Origin of the sequence: Mammaliicoccus sp. JADD-157, assembly GCF_049310805.1 — a bacterium.
Classification (GTDB): Bacteria; Bacillota; Bacilli; order Staphylococcales; family Staphylococcaceae; genus Mammaliicoccus; species Mammaliicoccus lentus.
The window spans coordinates 167,013-185,266 of record NZ_JBMOVZ010000003.1 but is presented as its reverse complement, the minus strand read 5'-3'; the positions used below and the strand labels follow the sequence as shown (position 1 = coordinate 185,266).

Below are 18,254 nucleotides of genomic sequence, written 5' to 3'. Positions count from 1 at the left end.
AAATTTAGTGGGTTGGCTTTTTTAGTATTAAAAATAAAAGGAATTTTTAGTTAACCTAATTTATGTGCAATTAATCACAAACTATATTTAATTTAAAATATAAAAATTTATGTTGTAAGCGTTTCCTTATTATGCTATATTCAATTTATTAAATAAGTCATCATATGACCACATGAATTTATGAGTAAATTAATTATGAAAGTTGGATAAATATGAAGGAAAAAAGAACTAATATTAGATGGTTTTTTGCAATTGCATTTTTCATTATCGGTATAATCGCATATATGGACCGTTCAAATATTTCTATAATTGCAGGACCAATGATGGAAGATTTAAATATGAACAAGACGCAATTTGGTTTATTAGCGTCATTCTTCTCATTAGGTTATGCTTTAATGCAAGTACCTTCAGGGATTTTAGCGGAGAAATTTGGCCCTAAGAAAATGTTAACAATTGCACTACTTTGGTGGAGTGCTTTCACAATTTTAACAGGTATTATTAAGAATCACGGATTATTATATCTTGTACGTTTCTTATTCGGTGTCGGTGAAGCGCCAATGTACCCTTCTAACGCAGTATTTAACAGTTATTGGTTTAATAAAAATGAGAAAGGTAGAGCCTCTTCTGCATTATTAGCAGGGTCGTATTTTGGACCTGTTATTGCACCAATAGTGACAATTGCTATTATGAACGCTTTTGGCTGGCAAGCAGTGTTTTATATATTCGGTCTAGTTGGTATCGTAATTGCTATACTTTGGACAATTATTGCGAAAGACTTACCTGAACAACATAAAATGGTTAACGAAGCTGAACAAAGATATATTATGGAAACGCGTGATGTAGTAGAAACTGATAAGACTACTGCTCCATGGAAAGTATTTTTCAGTAGATTCAGTTTTTACGCAATTGCAGCACAATACTTTGTTGTACAGTTTGTTATCACGTTATTCTTAATATGGTTACCTACATACATACACGAAACACATCATGTAGAATTTAACAAAATGGGATTCATTGCAGGTGCACCTTGGTTAGCAATGTTTATATTGATTATGCTAGGTGGTACTATTTCAGATAAAATTTTATCAAGCGGTAAATCTAAATTTATGGCACGTGGCGTAATCGCAATATCTGGATTTGTTGTATTCTGTATCTCACTTTACTTTGCATTATCGACAGATAGTTTAGCTATGAACATATTCTGGTTATCACTTTGTTTAGGTGGTGTAGGTTTGTCAATGGGTATGAGCTGGGCTACAGCTACTGATTTAGGTCGTAACTTTGCAGGTACAGTTTCAGGTTGGATGAACTTGTGGGGTAACATCGGTGCATTACTCAGTCCATTATTAGCAGGTTTCCTAGCTGATAGAATTGGTTGGACAATGACATTACAATTAATGATGGTACCAGTAGTATTTGCAATCATTATGTGGTTCTTTATTAAACCAGATAATCCTTTAGTAAAAGATTCTAACGTTTAAGTTTAGTGTAATGATTTATAAAGATGATCTTGGGATATAAATCCTAAGATCAAAATAAAGCTCCTAATCCTAGTATATTTAACTAATGGATTAGGAGCTTTTGATTATATATGCAATTTCAAACTAATATAAAAGTTTAGGTACACCTAACAAAAATATTTACAAAACAAGTTAATAGGTTTATCCTCTTCATATAGAGGTGTTAGATATGGGCAGAAGTTTAGAAGAAATTAATAGTACAGTGTCCTTTGACTCTGAGGCAAATGCTTTTAGAAAATTTCTCATGTATTTAGGACCAGGCTTACTAGTAGCAGTCGGATACATGGATCCAGGTAACTGGATTACATCTATGGCTGGCGGGGCACAATTTGGATATATATTATTATTTATTATTTTATTATCAAGTTTAGCAGCGATGTTATTACAAAGTATGAGTGCTCGTTTAGGCGTTGCGAGTGGTATGGATTTAGCACAAGTTACAAAGTATATGTCGAATAAACCACTTGGCATTTTTTCATGGGTGTTAGCAGAATTAGCTATTATGGCAACAGATATCGCCGAAGTAATCGGTAGTGCCATAGCTCTTAATTTATTATTTAATATTCCTTTAGCATTAGGCGTCACAATTACAGTGTTAGATGTCTTTTTATTACTGATGATTATAAAATTAGGTTTCAGAAAAATAGAAGCAATTGTTGGTGTATTAATATTTACAGTTCTCGTAATATTCGTATTTGAAGTATATTTATCATCCCCTGACGCGAGTTCATTATTTGCTGGATTTATCCCTAGTTCTGAAATTGTAACGAATAAGGGTGTGTTATATATAGCTTTAGGTATAATTGGCGCGACGATTATGCCACACAACTTATATTTACATTCATCTATCGTTCAATCTAGAAATTATAAAAGAAATAATCAAGGTAAAAAAAGTGCTATAAAATACGCTATTATAGATTCTAATATTCAATTAACAATTGCATTTGTGATTAATTGTTTATTATTAGTACTAGGTGCCGCATTATTCTATGGCAGTAACGAAGCATTAGGTAGATTCTTTGATTTATACCATGCTCTAAGCCATTCAAACGTTGGCGGTGCTGTAGGTGGAGCTGTGATGAGTACATTATTCGCAATCGCATTACTAGCATCTGGACAGAATTCTACCATCACTGGTACATTATCTGGGCAAATTGTTATGGAAGGATTCTTAAATATTAAATTAAAACCATGGGTACGTAGATTAGTAACTCGTGTGATAGCTGTTATTCCAGTGTTCATTTGTTTATGGTTATATGGTTCAAGTGAATCAAAAATAGAAGATATGTTAATATTTACACAAGTATTTTTAAGTTTAGCATTACCTTTTAGTATTATTCCGTTAATTATGGCGACGAATAATCCTAAAATAATGGGGGAACAATTTACTAATAAAACTTGGATTAACATCATATCTTGGATTTTAGCTTTTGTATTAAGTATCTTAAACATATATTTAATTATAGAAACGATACAAGAATTTTTATAAAACTTATTAAGCTGATAGAATGCGTAACTAAACGTGTTTTATCAGCTTTTTATATATGATGAGGTTATAAGAAGTATGAGTAACTATTTTTGTTGTGCAAAATAATTTTACAAGTTTCGAATAATTTTATTTTATTAGGGAAGATAAAATTGTATAGCGAAAATTTAAAGGAGAGTTTTAAAGTGAAAGCACACAACAAAGAATCGATAGGAATAGCATTCGCTTATACGGGCGTAATTGTAGGTGCGGGTTTTTCAACAGGACAAGAGCTTCTACAATTCTTTACGAATTTTGGCTTATGGAGCATCCCTGGCGTTATACTAACTGCGATTATTGTAATATTTGTAGGTCGACAAGTTTCAAAAGTTGGATACAGATTAGATACAGAGTCGTATGAAGTTTCCTTAGTAAATATATTTGGTAACAAACTAGGTACCATAATTGATTACATATTAATTTTCTTCTTGTACGGTCTTTCTGTCATTATGATTGCAGGTGCAGGATCGGCCTTTCAAGATGGTTTTGGTATTGAGCCGTGGCTAGGTTCCTTGATTATGACCATTGCAGTATTTATAACTTTATTGCTTAACTTTGATAACATTATGAAAGCATTAGGGTCGATTACACCATTTTTAATTATTTTAGTTTTAATTATTGCAGGGTACCATATTATCAATCCAACGATTCCTTTTTCTGAAGTGAATCAGTATAGACAAATAGAGCGTACTCCAACAGGATTATGGTGGTGGGACGCAATTACATATGCTGGGCTAGATATGGCAACAGTGTTTAGCTTTCTAACAATCGTAGGATCGGGCGCTAGTTCACATAAAGTAGCAAGAAGAGGTCCTTTAATAGGAGGTATCATTATTATTGTATTGATGCTTCTAATAAACGTAGGTATGCTTGTTAACTTAAAAGAATCTAACGAATATGGCTTGCCAACGTTATTACTGGCAGAACAAATTCATCCTATTTTAGGATTTTGTATGGCTATTATTATGATGCTTGTAATATATAATACAATTGTTGGTTTAATGTATCCATTCTTAACACGTTTTACAAAAGCATATTCAAAAAATATCTCATGTTACTCATTGTCGGATTATTATTTGGCTACGGATTAAGCTTCGTAGGTTTCGTAGACTTAGTTAATTTCTTCTATCCGATATTTGGTTATATAGGTATAGTCATATCAATTGCACTATTTATTAGATGGATTATGAATAAATTCACTAAGAAAAAACTAGTTTAAATATATATTTATAGTAGATCGTTTCTTGTGAAAAGAAGCGGTCTTTTTTTAACTGAATAATAATTTACAAAATTATCCAAAAATTTATTTCAAAACTGGAATTGAGATGCTATAATATTTTCAAGCAATTAATGATAACGATTATCATTATCATTATCATTGTAATTTATTTAAGGAGAGATTAAGCATGTCAAAACATCGAAACCACATCACGAATCAAACTGAACCAAAGACAAGACACTACTACTCAATTAGAAAATTCACATGCGGCGCGGCATCCATAGCGATAGGAGCTACTTTATTTTTAGGTATTAACCATGAAGCTCATGCAATGGATGACCAAGCTACTCCAGTAAATGACCTTAATAGTGCAAGAACAGAAGCGCCACAAAATATTGCAGATAACAGTAAACCTGCAGATGCCACAACAGTTGAGAAGAAAACAGATAAAGAACCTACAGGGTCTGAAGCATCTACAGTTCAACCAAATAAAGAAAATAGCACAGTAGAAAATAATCAGAATGGAAAAGCTCAACCCAACATGAATACAGCAGAACAACCACGAGTAGCGGATAAAGTTGCTGAAAATTCAAATGAGCAAGTACAACCAGAAGTAAATAAGCCAACTACTCAACCTTCACAGGCAGATAATAGTAACGTTAACGAAAAAGCTAATGCAAACAATCAATTACAAGATTTAGGATTTGTTGTTAAAAAAGAAAAAACTGAAGATAAATCAGTTATGGATGACTATTTAGAACATCCTTCAAAAGTTAAACATGAGAATGATAAATCATATGTACAATTCACTCTAAAAAACCCTTCATGGTGGAAAATGTTCGAATTATATGACGGAACAAATAAATTAAACATAGAAACTTTATCAGAAGACAAAGACAAGCGTACTGTTCAAGCTGAAGTAAACCCTGGTGTAAAAGAATTAACATCAAAAGTACATATTGTTGTGCCGTTTATAAACTATGATAATAAATATACAACTCGTTTATTTTTCGATAATGAAGTACCAGCACCACCAGTTAAAGAGCCAGCTAAACCAGCAGAAGAACCTAAAAATGATAATATGTCAGCAAATAAAGAAGAACAGACTTCAAAATTAAGAGAAGATGTTAAAAATCCTTCTATTCATGATAAAAAATTAAATGATGAAATGAGACCAATTAATTATGCGATTTTCAATAATGAAACAAATGAAAAATTAATTTATTATAGTTTAATGATTAAAAATCCAGCTCATATTATTTTTGATGGTAAACAACCAATTGTAGAATTTAAGGTGGATGGACCTTCTACATGGTTAGAGTTTGATTTATTTGATGGAACAGATAAATTAGATTATGAAATTGTTTCTTACGATACTGAAAATGAAGTTGCAACAGTAAGGGTTAAAGTAAAAGAAAACACAAAAGAAATTAAAATTAAAGGTACTGGTAAAGCATTGGGTATGGTTAATGAATATCCATTAGGTAAAATTGTATTCGAAAAACCAATCGTAAATGAGAAAAATAATTATGATAGCCAATCTGATTATAAAAAGAAAAAAGATAGAGAAAAATATGATAATGCTAAAACTTTAGAAGATAAAATACGCGAACTTAAAAAATTAATCAATAAAGTACAAGACAAAGAAAAAGAAAGTTATACAAAAGAATTACAAGATCTAGAAGATAAATTAGATAAAGAGTTAAAATCTGCTGTAACTGAGTTTGAGAATGCACCGATTACAAAAGTTGATATAAATAATCCAAATGAAAGAAAAATCACAATCTTACACAGCTCGAAACCAGAACAATCACATATGGATTTTGAAGTGAAACGACCGGTACAAGTGATTGAACAAAATGGTAAAAAGATGCTTCTTGTGACATTATCTCATGATTCTATGTGGAAAGATTTCCAAGTTGAAGGTAAAGATGGATATAAACGACCACTTACTATAAATAGAGATAAAGAAAAAGATGAAAGAACAATTATGTTCCCTCTAGAAGAAGGTAAAGATATTTATAACACAATTATCAAAATACATTTAGTTACACCTGAAGTTGAATATGAAGGTTCTTATCACGTTAGAATTAATGATTTAGGTGATGTTGTTGATTCAGGGACAAACATGGATAAACCGGCGATGAAGCCAGAAGAGAAACCGATGCCAACAGAACCAGCAATGAAGGCAGAAGAGAAACCAATGCCGTCAGAACCAGCAATGAAGGCAGAAGAGAAACCAATGCCGTCAGAACCAGCAATGAAGGCAGAAGAGAAACCAATGCCATCAGAACCAGTAATGAAGCCAGAAGAAAAACCAATGGCAACGAAACCAGTAATGAAGCCAGAAGAAAAATCAATGGCGACAAAATCAGAAGAGAAGTCTGATGAAAAAGAATGTACTAACAAAATGAAAGACATGCCGATGAAAGACGCTAAAAACACAACTGGTATGACATCAAGTATGCCAGAAAAACAATCTAATATATCGGCAATGAAACAAACAAATAGTAAAGAAATGATGAAAAAAGATAATAAAGGAAAAGCAGAAGAGAAATCTAAACAAAAAGAAAATAAAAAAGCTTTACCTAAAACTGGAGAATCAGAAATTGTAAATACAACATTATTTGGATCTTTACTAGCAGCATTTGGAGCGTTCTTCTTATTTGGTAAAAGAAAAAGAAAAGAAGAAAAATAATAATTAAAATATAAAATGAAAAACAGAGGCGATTCTTAAAATGACAAGAGTTGTCTCTGTTTTTGTATTGAATTTTATGAGATTTGATATTGTTTATGATAGATAAGAAGTAGATAATAATATTAAGTAGTTAGAAAGAGGTGTACAACTTTGTCGGTAAATAAAACATATAAACAACTATTACTCGGAATGTTGTCTCTTTTTATCGTGATGGCGATAGGTCGCTTTTCATATACACCTATTTTGCCATTTATGCAAAAAGCGACGAATTTAAGTAATCAAGATGCGGGATTATTAGCTACAATTAATTATTTGGGATATTTATTAGGAGCAATGATACCTACGTTTTACATATTTAAAAGTAAAGTAATGGATTTAAAAATATATTTATTAATCAATATTATTTCCGTACTATTTATGGGCTTTACAAGTGAGTTTATTACATGGAATATACTGAGATTTATAGCAGGTATTACGAGTGGTACAGTTTTTGTATTGGCTTCAAATGTAGTATTAGAATCGTTAAATAAAGGGAATAAATCACATTTATCAGGTTTCTTATATAGTGGAGTGGGTATTGGTATTTTTACGAGCAGTATATTTGTACATTTTTATACCAGTGCACAAAATTGGTCGGGAACCTGGATAATACTAGGTGTTTCATCACTTATAATTGGCTCAATTGTAGTGTTTTCAATGAAAGAGATTGAAGATCCTATAAAGACGCAACAGAAAGATTTAAAAGTACCTCATAAAGAGACATATACGAAATGGTTTTTCGTATTCTTCTCAATTGCATATTTACTAGAAGGCGCTGGATATATTGTTACCGGTACATTTTTAGTAGCAATCGTGGAATCTATCCCAAATTTACATGAATATGCTGCTTTAAGTTGGATGTTTGTTGGTTTAGCTGCAATCCCGTCATGTGTATTATGGTCGATATTAGGTAATAAGATTGGAAACGCAAAGGCTGTCAATTTAGCGTTTATGTTACAAATCATTGGCGTAATTTTACCTGTATTTTCTCATAGTATAATAAGTCTTATTATTAGTTCTTGTTTATTTGGTTCTACATTTTTAGGTTTAACGACTTTATTTATGTCAAAAGGGCAAGTTATAAGCGCTGTTCAAGGTATGAATTTTGTAGCCATACTTACATTTATATATAGTTTAGGACAAGTTATCGCACCTTACTTTGCCGGCATATTAATTGGAGATACGAACAATTATAACCATGCTTTAATTTTTGCATCTATACTTCTTATATTAGGTTTAATAGCAAGTAGTTTAAGCCAAGTGAAAATGAAAACAAGAATATAGAATTTAAAGGAGAGATATTATGGAAAAGCATAAAATATATTCAATGAGCGTATCAAGTGTATATCCTCATTATGTGAAAAAAGTAGAGAAAAAAGGCAGAACAAAAGAAGATGTAGATGAAGCTATTACTTGGTTAACACGATATGATGAGAAGGAATTAGAACAAATATTAGAAGCGGGAACTGACTTCGAAACATTCTTTAACGAAGCACCAAATTTAAATCCAAATAGAAGATTAATTAAAGGTGTCATTTGTGGTGTTCGTGTTGAAGATATAGAAGAACCAATCATGCAAGAGATTAGATACTTAGATAAGCTTATAGATGAACTAGCAAAAGGAAAAAAGAAAGAGAATATATTTAGAAAAGAAAAACCATAATATTATAACGTATAAAAAGTCTTGTTCTGATTTAAGAACAAGACTTTTTATTATGAAATTTAAATATTTTAGCCGCTTTTAACTTGTTGAGAAATAATCAATGATAATAAAACAACTGCGCTACCCATTATAATGTTAAGCGTTAAATGCTCATGTAATATTAAAACGCCTAATAATACCCCAACTACAGGTACAATATAATTTGATAACGAAGCAAACACAGCATCGTATTGTCTAACGAGAATGTTATAAATAACATAAGCTAAAGCAGAATGGACTAAACCAAGTATGATCAAGGAAGACCACTGTAAAGGATCAAAGTGTAAAGTAAATGTATTAGAAGAAAATATAGTAATTGGTATTAAAATAATGGTCGCAATCGATAAAACGTTTCTCATATGATGGATTGGAACGTCATCTTGTAAATTTTGCATAAGAACTAAAGATATAGCAAAACTCAATGAAGCAATTAATAATAGACCTAGTGAAACATATTCTACTAAACCTAACTTTTCAGGATTCCAAGAAAGTATTACAATACCAAAAATACCTAATATTAAAGCAAAAATCTCAACTAAATTAAATTTACGCTGTCTAATTAAAATTAAAATAAACAATGTGAACACTGGTGTTAATGCAATAATAATAGAAGCCATACCACTAGAAATATAACGCTGACCTTGCACAATAAATATAAATGGAATAACAACTTCAAAAATAGCAATTAATATGTAAAGACCCCATTGTTTTTTATAGGGCGTTTTGCGCATGAATAATGTCATTATAAATAAAAATAATGTAGCAAGTAATGCTTTATAAAAAGAAATTGTAATAGAAGAAGCATCATGTGTAATCAGAGCAATGAATAAAAATTGAGAGCCCCAAATTAAACTTAAAGTAAACAATAAAGTGTACTTTCTCATAATTAACCTCCTTACTTAAAAGTTATACTAAAATTAAACTCCAATTATGATGTTACAGAAGAAATAGAAGTATTTAAACAAAGTGAATTTAGTTTTTATATAATTAACGAACTTCACACTTAATCCAACCTTAACACAATTGCCTCTCATCACTGATTGTTATAAAATAAAATAAAATTCATAATTCAAAAAAGAAGGGGAAACAATATGGAAATATGGGACTTATATGATAAAGATAGACAACTGCTTGAAAATAAAATGGTAAGGGGTAATGATATTAAAGAAAATCAATATCATCTCGTAATCCATGTTTGTATATTTAATAAAGAGGGTGAAATGCTGATACAAAAAAGAACTTTAGATAAAGAAGGATGGCCAGGAGCATGGGACGTCTCAGTCGGAGGAAGTGCAATACAAACAGAAAATCATCAAAGAGCAGCAGAAAGGGAAACCTTTGAAGAACTAGGAGTTAAATTAGATTTAAAAAAACAAAGGCCACATCTAACAATAAATTTTGAAAAAGGGTTTGATGATTTCTTTATTATAAATAAAGAAATTGATATAAGTCAGCTTACATTTCCTACTGAAGAAGTGGATGAAATTAAATGGGCAACTAAAGATGAAATTATAGAAATGATAAACAAAGAAATCTTTATACCTTATAAGAAAAGTATGATTGAACTGTTATTTGATATGAAAGATACACCTGGTGGATTTATGTAAGTATAGATTGACAAATATTATTAAATGTTTTAACCTTTATATGAAATCGATTTCATATAAAGGCGGTATAAAAATGGCAACTATTAAGGATGTAGCTAAGCATGCAGGTCTATCGGTCACAACTGTGTCTCGTTATTTAAATCATCATCCTTATATAACTGAGGAAAAGAAAGAAAAGATTAAGCTTGCTATGAAAGAATTAGACTATTCTCCAAACTCAGCTGCAACTCAATTAAGATCAAATAAGTCTTTTACTATCGGTATTATCGTTTCAAGAATTACGAATCCTTTTTTTGCATATCTTATTGATTCTATCGAAAAAGTTGTGAAAAAAACAAATTATCATACATTAATAATGCAAACATATGATAATAAAGATGAAGAATTAAGGTTATTAAATATGCTAAAACAAAAGCATATAGATGGTATCATTATGGCTTCTATTGAAAATGATTTATCTGTAATTGAACAATATGAACAATATGGACCAATAGTAATTACCGGTGATATCTCTTTATCGTCTTCTACGTTACCAGTAGTTGGAACAAATCAAGAAAACGCTACTTACAGAGCTATTTTATATCTAATAGAAAAAGGTTATACAGATATAGCATATTGTACGGGTGGGGAGTTTAAAGAAACCAAACATGGTTCTTCACGAAATAGAGGATATATTAAGGCATTGCAAGACAACAATATTCCTTTAAATTTTGACCGTATATATAAAAATATACATACTATTAATGATGGAGAAGAAATCGCTAAAAGTATCTTGAATCTTGATAAAGAAAAATGGCCAAGAGCTATATTTGCTGGAAGTGATGAAGTAGCAGCAGGTATGATTAAGACATTTATGCAAAATGAGGTGAGCATCCCAGAGGAGATAGCAATAATGGGATATGATAATCAACCCTTATCTGAAATGCTCAGTATTCCTCTATCCACAGTTTCTCAACCTATAGACAAAATAGGGATTGAAACGACAAACTTATTAATGAGTTATTTAAACGAACGTGAATATATTGTAAATAAAGAAGCACTAGAATTAGATATTATTGTAAGAAGTTCTACATAAAAAACAAGCAACTTTATATAAGTTGCTTGATTAAAACACAAATATGGTATCGATACCATAAAGGAGAGAGACAAAATGAAACAAAAATGGTGGCAAAAAGAAATAATTTATCAAATTTATCCTAGAAGTTTTTACGATAGTAATAATGATGGAATTGGAGATATAAAGGGTATAACTCAAAAATTAGATTATTTAAAAGAGTTAGGCATAACAATGATTTGGATTTGTCCGATTTATAAATCACCTATGGTAGATAACGGTTATGATATTTCTGATTACTTAGATGTTAACAATGAGTTTGGCTCGATGGAAGATTTAAATGAATTATTAAGTAAAGCGAAAGAAATAGGTATTAAAGTTATATTAGATCTTGTTATCAATCATACATCAGATGAGCATTATTGGTTCCAAGAAGCTTTAAAAAATCCAAGTAGTACTTATAGAGATTATTACATCATAAAAGAGGGGATAAATGGAAACCCTCCGAATAATTGGCGCTCTATATTTGGTGGTAGAGTGTGGACGAAACTTCCAAATGAAGATAAATATTATTTACATGTATTCGATAAAAAGCAACCTGATTTAAATTTTGAGAATCCAGAACTTAGACAAGCAATTTATAAAATGATTAACACTTGGCTAGATAAAGGTCTTGCAGGATTTAGAATAGATTCCATTACATTTTTAAAAAAAGATCAAGGTTTTGAGAGTTTACCTGCTGACGGTAATGATAATTTAGTCACTTGTAAATATAAAACAAGAAATCAACCTGGAATAGAAAAGTTTTTACATGAATTAAAACGTGAAACTTTTGATAAATATGATTGTGTAACTGTAGGAGAAGCACCGGGCGTAAAATATGACGAACTAACTGACTTTATAGGAGAAGATGGATATTTTTCTATGATTTTTGACTTTAAATACGCTGACATAGATGTTGAATCCGGAAGTGACTGGTTTAAACGAACTAATTGGACTACGGAAGAATTTAAAAAATTAATATACAATAGTCAACTCGCAATTCAAAAAGTAGGATGGGGTGCTAACTTTATAGAAAATCATGACCAACCTAGAGCACTTTCAAAATATATCAAAGACGAAAAATATCAGAACTTCTTTGGAGGAAGTGCTTTGGCGATGATGTATTTCTTCTTAAGAGGTACACCTTTTATATATCAGGGGCAAGAACTTGGTATGACTAATTTTAATAGACAATCAATCGATGAATTTAATGATATTTCAAGCATAGACAATTATTATCGTTCCATTGATGAAGGATTTAGTAAAGAGGAAGCATTAAATTTTGTGAATTTGCGTAGCAGAGATAATACACGCACACCTTTCCCTTGGGATAATTCAAAAAATGGAGGCTTTACAAAAGGCTTACCTTGGTTACCTTTAACTGAAGAATACCCTCAAATTAATGCTGCGGAACAATTAAATAGTAATAAATCTTTATTTAACTTTTATAAAAAACTTATAGATTTAAGAAATAACTCTGAATATCAAGACGTATTCATAAATGGAGAATTTCAACCTATAACTCATGATATTAATGAGAACATTATTAGTTATTACCGACAAAAAGATAATAAAACTATTCAAGTTATTGTTAACTTATCAAATGAAAATTCACATATTAAGTTAGGTACAGATAAATATAAAATTATTTTAAATAACTATGAGGATGTAAATACTAAGTTAAATGAAATTTCACTTAAACCTTATGAAGCAATAACTTTAGAACTCATGTGAATAAAATTTATGAAAGAGGTGAAAATTATGAGTAACAATAAATATGAAAATATCGCTCATAGCATCGTAAATGAAATTGGGGAAGATAATATTGAAAGTGTTACACATTGTGCTACAAGATTACGCTTATCAGTTAAAGATAGAAAAAGTATAAACGATGAAGTAATTGAAGAGATAGAAGAAGTAAAAGGTGTTTTTTATACTGGTGGTCAATATCAAATTATTTTAGGCACAGGTATAGTTAATAATGTGTATGAAGAAATATCAAAAGCAAACTATTTTGAGGAAACATCGAAGGATGAAATGAAGAATGAGAAGCAAGGAAGTATTCAACGTGCAATTAGATTATTAGCGGATGTATTCATACCAATTATACCAGTGTTGGGAGCTACAGGTTTATTCCTAGGTCTTAAAGGAGTCGTCTTTAATGAGTCAGTTTTAGGGTTTTTCGGTGCCAGCCCTGAAATGATACCCAACTATATACAAACATTAATAACTGTTTTGACTGATACAGCATTTGCATTCCTGCCTGCATTTATAGCTTGGAGTGCGTTTAGGACCTTTGGTGGGACCCCAATTATTGGTTTCTTAATAGGTCTTATGCTTGTATCGCCGGCATTACCAAACGCTTATGATGTAGCAAGTGGAGATACTGATCCTATAATGGTTGGTGGATTTATTCCTATCGTAGGATATCAAGGAAGTATTTTAACTGCATTGTTTTCAGGAATAATTGGTGCAAAGCTTGAGAAAAGACTAAGAAAGATAATGCCAAATGCATTAGATTTAATATTCACACCATTTTTCATTATATTATTAATGATGATTTTCTCACTATTTATTATGGGACCGATTGTACATGGTATAGAATCACTTGGTATTACAGTAGTTAAATCATTTATTCATTTACCATTTGGATTTGGTGGATTATTGATTGGCTTTTTATATCCTTTAGCTGTTATGACTGGATTGCACCATATGTTTATTATTGTAGAAACTTCGTTATTAGCTTCAACTGGATTTAATCCACTTATCACTTTAGCAGCTATGTATGGTTTTTCTAATGCTGGTGTATGTCTTGCATTATCATTAAGAAGTAAAAAAGCATCATTTAAAACTGCGGGTATAAGTGCAACAATTACACAATTATTAGGTGTAAGCGAGCCAGCGTTGTTTGGTGTTGTACTTCGTAGTGGAATTAGACCATTAAGTATTATGCTACTTTGTTCGGCTTTAGGTGGTGGAGTTCTCGCTTTATTAAATATACAAGCAAACTCTTATGGATTAGCTGTTATACTATCACCACTTATGTATATATATGATTTTAGCCAATTATTAACTTATGTAATTGTTGGTATTGCTACATTTGTATTAGGATTCATTATTACAAATGTATTTGGCGTATCAAAAGTTACTAATGTAGTAACTGAAAGTACAAATCAATCAGAACTAGATGATGAAGAGTTAGAAATCAAGAATAAAATTCCTGAAATGTTAAACAGTGTTACACAAGGGAAGATAATATCCTTAGCAGATGTAAATGACCCGGTATTTTCTCAACGAATGATGGGTGAAGGTTTTGGTACAATACCAGAAATTGATGAGATATACAGTCCAATAAAAGGTAGAGTTACTTTAATTTCAGATTCTAAACATGCCATTGGCTTTGAAACAGAAGAAGGACTAGAAATTTTAGTGCACATGGGAATAGACACAGTTGAAATTAAAGAAGATGTATTCGAGCTTAATGTTAAAGAAGGACAAGTTGTTAAACCAGGTCAATTAATTGCTAAAATGGATAGAAATCGAATCAAAGAATTAAATAAAGAAACGACTATTATCACAGTTGTTACTAATAGTGTTGATAAAGTTAACCATTTAAAATTACTTAAACAAGGATTGGTCTATAATAACGAGCGAATAGCAGAACTTAATTTAAAATAAATATATTTAAAAAGAGGTTCTTGAGATAATAAAAGAATCTCTTTTTTGCGGCCAATACTCACGCATACCCAACCTTAACACAATTGCCTCTCATCACTGATTGTTATAAAATAATATATATTTTACAATTTTTAACATAAGGAGTGTTGAGGTTGATTGCTGCGAATAACATTATTGATAAGATGAAAAATCAAAAGATTAATTACGATAGAGTAATGAGAAAAATGATAAGTGATTGGGAGCGTCGAGAGGAAAGACCTAGTATTTTAATTCATAGTTGTTGTGCGCCTTGTAGTACTTATACGTTAGAGTTGTTAACGGAGTATGCTGATGTTGCGATTTATTTTGCGAATCCTAATATTCATCCTAAAGCTGAGTATCAAAGAAGAGCTAAGGTTCAAGAAGATTTTGTTACAGCTTTTAATGAGAAAATGAATACGAATGTTAAATATATAGAGGCGCCATATGAGCCACATAAATTTATGAAAATGGTAAAGGATAAAGAGCTTGCTGATGAGAATGAAGGTGGTCTAAGGTGTACTGCTTGTTTTGAAATGCGTCTAGAACTTGTTGCTGAAGCAGCTGTAAACTTAGGCTATGACTATTTTGCGAGTGCTTTAACACTGTCACCTAAGAAGAACGCTCAATTGATTAATGAATTAGGTATGGAAGTACAAAGCATTTATAATGTTCATTATTTACCGAGTGATTTTAAGAAGAATAAAGGATATGAAAGATCAATTACGATGTGTAAGGAATATGATATTTTTAGACAATGCTATTGTGGTTGTGTATTTGCGGCTATGCAACAAGGTATTGATTTTAAAGAAGTGAATAAAAGTGCTAAAACATTTTTAAAGTCATGTGAATAAATTGAAATTTGCAAAAAATATAAAAAGAATGTATGTTGGTGTTACGAACTAATTAAATATACGAAGAAACCACTGGAAGTGCCTTATTTTTAGGCTGAGATTAAAGATTAACTTTAAAATTCCTTGAACCTGATCTAGATGATACTAGCGTAGGAAAGTGGCGTAACTTTATCTGTATGTGAGTACACGCTATTTTCTAATGGAAAATAGCGTTTTTTTATATTCTTAAGGAGGAAAATATCATGAAATTTACAGAAAGATTATTTGAGCGTGTCGAACCAATTTGGGCATCTTATTTAGAACATCCATTTATTGAAAAGTTAGGTAAAGGTACGTTGGAACAAGAAAAGTTTAAACATTGGTTAAGGCAAGATTATATTTACTTAATTGAGTATACGAGATTATTTTTAATAGGAGCATCTAAATCTACAGACTTAAATATGATGACAACGTACGCAGATTTGGCAAATGGAACGTTGCATACCGAAATGGATTTACACCGCGGATATGCTAAGCAATTCGACATTTCTGAAGAGGAGCTACAAGAAACAGAACCAGCAGAAACTACTGTAGCATATACAAGCTATATGCTGAATTTAGCTCAACAAGGTGGAATTGAAAATGTGATTGCAGCTATTTTAACTTGTACATGGAGCTATAATTATATTGGTTTGAAACTAGCAAATATTGAAGGAGCAACAGATCATCCACTTTACGGAGAATGGGTGAAAATGTATTCATCTGACGAATTTACTTTATTTAAAGAAGATTGTATTGAATTAATGGATAAAGTAGCTGAAGGTAAGACTGAAGAAGAACTAGCGCGATTAGAAAATATAGTCGTAAAGACGAGCTACTATGAATATATGTTCTGGGAGATGGCTGAGAATTTAGAAACGTGGTCAGTGCCAGTAAAATAAATTAAAGGCAGGTAGTAGAAATGAACCAAAGACATTTTGATTTAATCGATATGCTCATCAAGTTTAATACTGAAAGTCCTCCTGCTCGCAACACTGATCCAATACAAGATGACATTGAAGATTTACTTAAAGAACTTAATTTTGAAATAGAGCGCATACCATTATATGAGAATGATAGTGTCATTAATGCAGTGTTGAGAGGAACGGACAAAGATGCACCTAAATTGATTTTAAATGGTCATGTAGATGTAGCAGAAGTTGGAGATGCTTCAGAATGGTTGCATCCTCCATTTCAGTTAACGAAAGCAGATGAATATTTATATGGTCGTGGTGTGAGTGACATGAAAGGTGGATATGGAACGTTATTATATGTGATTGAAAAACTTTGTAAAGAAGATATTCAACCGAAAGGCGATATTATCATTCAATCTGTAGTAGGTGAAGAAGTAGGAGAAGCAGGTACAAAGACTGCTTGCGAACAAATTGAAGCAGCCGATTTAGCTATAGTATTAGATACAAGTAATCAAATAGCACAAGGTCAAGGTGGCGTAATAACTGGATGGATAACTGTACAAAGTAAAGAAACCCTACATGATGGTGCTAGACAACAGATGATACATGCTGGTGGAGGATTATTTGGAGCAAGTGCAATAGAAAAAATGAGCAAAATAATACAAGCATTGCAAGAATTAGAACAACATTGGTCTGTTATGAAACAATATCCAAATATGCCTAGTGGAACAACAACAATTAACCCAGCCGTTATTGAAGGAGGGCGTCACCCTGCATTTATAGCAGACCAATGTCGATTATGGATTACGGTACATTATTTACCGAATGAAAATTACCAAGAAGTTGTTGAAGAAATCGAATCATATTTAAATAAAGTAGCAGAAGCGGACATTTGGTTGAGAGATAACCCGTTACAATTTGAATGGGGTGGATCTTCCATAATCGAAGACAAAGGTGAGATTTTTCCTAGTTTCACATTACCGACAGAACACCCAGGACTCAAAATGTTAACAAAAGCACATGAGAAAGTTATGGAAAGTCCGCTACAACAAGGAATCAGTACGACCGTGACAGACGGAGGATGGTTGAATTATTTTGATATCCCAACAATATTGTATGGACCTGGAGAGCTAAAAGAAGCACACTCAGTAAACGAAAAGATAAAAATAAAAGACTTAGAAAACTTTAGCGACGTATTATATCAATTTTTAAAAGAATGGTATTCAAATCCTAAAAAATTATAAAAGTGAAATAAACTAGAAGAGAGTGGGTGCTCTAAAGTGCAAGAAAAATAAGTCTAGCTCGTTACATATTCTAACGAGCTAGAGATTGTAAACAAGCACGTTAGCTCGATATATTTCACCTT

Annotated in this window: 14 protein-coding genes and 1 riboswitch; of the genes, 13 read left to right on the top strand and 1 reads right to left on the bottom strand. The window is 31.3% G+C overall.

Annotation, left to right across the window (positions count from 1 at the left end; translation table 11 throughout):
- Positions 1–212: 212 nt before the first annotated feature.
- The 6 genes from ACO6VN_RS10080 (at position 213) to ACO6VN_RS10055 (ending at position 8,664) form a co-directional block, all read left to right on the top strand.
- Positions 213–1,481 carry an MFS transporter gene (locus ACO6VN_RS10080; RefSeq protein WP_194200464.1) on the top strand — a complete coding sequence of 423 codons (1,269 nt, stop codon included), beginning with the start codon at positions 213–215 and terminating at the stop codon, positions 1,479–1,481.
- A 208-nt stretch (positions 1,482–1,689) separates the two neighbouring features.
- Complete coding sequence (locus ACO6VN_RS10075) at positions 1,690–3,009, top strand: Nramp family divalent metal transporter (protein WP_194200465.1); 1,320 nt, start codon at positions 1,690–1,692, stop codon at positions 3,007–3,009.
- 182 nt (positions 3,010–3,191) lie between these two features.
- Positions 3,192–4,136 (top strand): hypothetical protein, encoded by a 945-nt coding sequence (locus ACO6VN_RS10070; RefSeq protein ID WP_422404618.1) that lies wholly within the window; start codon positions 3,192–3,194, stop codon positions 4,134–4,136.
- Between the two features lie 315 nt (positions 4,137–4,451).
- Positions 4,452–6,962, top strand: a complete 2,511-nt coding sequence (locus ACO6VN_RS10065; RefSeq protein WP_422404617.1) for an NEAT domain-containing protein — start codon at positions 4,452–4,454, stop codon at positions 6,960–6,962.
- Positions 6,963–7,112: 150 nt separating this feature from the next.
- Positions 7,113–8,285, top strand: coding sequence for a YbfB/YjiJ family MFS transporter (locus ACO6VN_RS10060; protein WP_228086094.1), 1,173 nt, complete (start codon positions 7,113–7,115; stop codon positions 8,283–8,285).
- Positions 8,286–8,304: 19 nt separating this feature from the next.
- Positions 8,305–8,664 (top strand): DUF2200 domain-containing protein, encoded by a 360-nt coding sequence (locus tag ACO6VN_RS10055; protein ID WP_194200468.1) that lies wholly within the window; start codon positions 8,305–8,307, stop codon positions 8,662–8,664.
- 68 nt (positions 8,665–8,732) lie between these two features.
- On the opposite strand, the gene ACO6VN_RS10050 is transcribed toward ACO6VN_RS10055, so the two are convergent.
- A complete protein-coding gene (locus ACO6VN_RS10050) occupies positions 8,733–9,587 on the bottom strand; it encodes a DMT family transporter (RefSeq protein ID WP_194200469.1) in 855 nt (284 codons plus the stop codon).
- 207 nt (positions 9,588–9,794) lie between these two features.
- Between ACO6VN_RS10050 and ACO6VN_RS10045 the strand changes: the two genes are divergently transcribed.
- The 7 genes from ACO6VN_RS10045 to ACO6VN_RS10015 all read left to right on the top strand — a co-directional run bounded on the left by ACO6VN_RS10045 (position 9,795) and on the right by ACO6VN_RS10015 (position 18,132).
- Positions 9,795–10,310, top strand: a complete 516-nt coding sequence (locus ACO6VN_RS10045) for an NUDIX hydrolase (protein WP_422404616.1) — start codon at positions 9,795–9,797, stop codon at positions 10,308–10,310.
- Positions 10,311–10,383: 73 nt separating this feature from the next.
- A complete protein-coding gene (locus tag ACO6VN_RS10040) occupies positions 10,384–11,385 on the top strand; it encodes a LacI family DNA-binding transcriptional regulator (protein ID WP_422404615.1) in 1,002 nt (333 codons plus the stop codon).
- Between the two features lie 75 nt (positions 11,386–11,460).
- A complete protein-coding gene (locus ACO6VN_RS10035) occupies positions 11,461–13,140 on the top strand; it encodes an alpha-glucosidase (protein ID WP_422404614.1) in 1,680 nt (559 codons plus the stop codon).
- Between the two features lie 27 nt (positions 13,141–13,167).
- On the top strand, positions 13,168–15,084 hold the full coding sequence (locus ACO6VN_RS10030) for a glucose PTS transporter subunit IIA (RefSeq protein WP_422404613.1): 1,917 nt from the start codon (positions 13,168–13,170) through the stop codon (positions 15,082–15,084).
- A gap of 152 nt (positions 15,085–15,236) precedes the next feature.
- On the top strand, positions 15,237–15,956 hold the full coding sequence (locus ACO6VN_RS10025; RefSeq protein WP_422404612.1) for an epoxyqueuosine reductase QueH: 720 nt from the start codon (positions 15,237–15,239) through the stop codon (positions 15,954–15,956).
- A 64-nt stretch (positions 15,957–16,020) separates the two neighbouring features.
- Positions 16,021–16,129, top strand: a riboswitch (TPP riboswitch).
- Positions 16,130–16,198: 69 nt separating this feature from the next.
- Positions 16,199–16,876: a thiaminase II gene (gene tenA / locus ACO6VN_RS10020; RefSeq protein WP_064204625.1), complete on the top strand. Its 678-nt coding sequence runs from the start codon at positions 16,199–16,201 to the stop codon at positions 16,874–16,876.
- A gap of 20 nt (positions 16,877–16,896) precedes the next feature.
- Positions 16,897–18,132, top strand: a complete 1,236-nt coding sequence (locus tag ACO6VN_RS10015) for an acetylornithine deacetylase (protein WP_422404611.1) — start codon at positions 16,897–16,899, stop codon at positions 18,130–18,132.
- Positions 18,133–18,254: the final 122 nt, after the last annotated feature.

Coding starts and splice junctions, on each gene's coding strand:
- ACO6VN_RS10080 (WP_194200464.1), top strand. CDS start 213: ATGAAGGAAAAAAGAACTAATATTAGATGGTTTTTTGCAATTGCATTT.
- ACO6VN_RS10075 (WP_194200465.1), top strand. CDS start 1,690: ATGGGCAGAAGTTTAGAAGAAATTAATAGTACAGTGTCCTTTGACTCT.
- ACO6VN_RS10065 (WP_422404617.1), top strand. CDS start 4,452: ATGTCAAAACATCGAAACCACATCACGAATCAAACTGAACCAAAGACA.
- ACO6VN_RS10055 (WP_194200468.1), top strand. CDS start 8,305: ATGGAAAAGCATAAAATATATTCAATGAGCGTATCAAGTGTATATCCT.
- ACO6VN_RS10050 (WP_194200469.1), bottom strand. CDS start 9,587: ATGAGAAAGTACACTTTATTGTTTACTTTAAGTTTAATTTGGGGCTCT.
- ACO6VN_RS10045 (WP_422404616.1), top strand. CDS start 9,795: ATGGAAATATGGGACTTATATGATAAAGATAGACAACTGCTTGAAAAT.
- ACO6VN_RS10040 (WP_422404615.1), top strand. CDS start 10,384: ATGGCAACTATTAAGGATGTAGCTAAGCATGCAGGTCTATCGGTCACA.
- ACO6VN_RS10035 (WP_422404614.1), top strand. CDS start 11,461: ATGAAACAAAAATGGTGGCAAAAAGAAATAATTTATCAAATTTATCCT.
- ACO6VN_RS10030 (WP_422404613.1), top strand. CDS start 13,168: ATGAGTAACAATAAATATGAAAATATCGCTCATAGCATCGTAAATGAA.
- tenA (WP_064204625.1), top strand. CDS start 16,199: ATGAAATTTACAGAAAGATTATTTGAGCGTGTCGAACCAATTTGGGCA.
- ACO6VN_RS10015 (WP_422404611.1), top strand. CDS start 16,897: ATGAACCAAAGACATTTTGATTTAATCGATATGCTCATCAAGTTTAAT.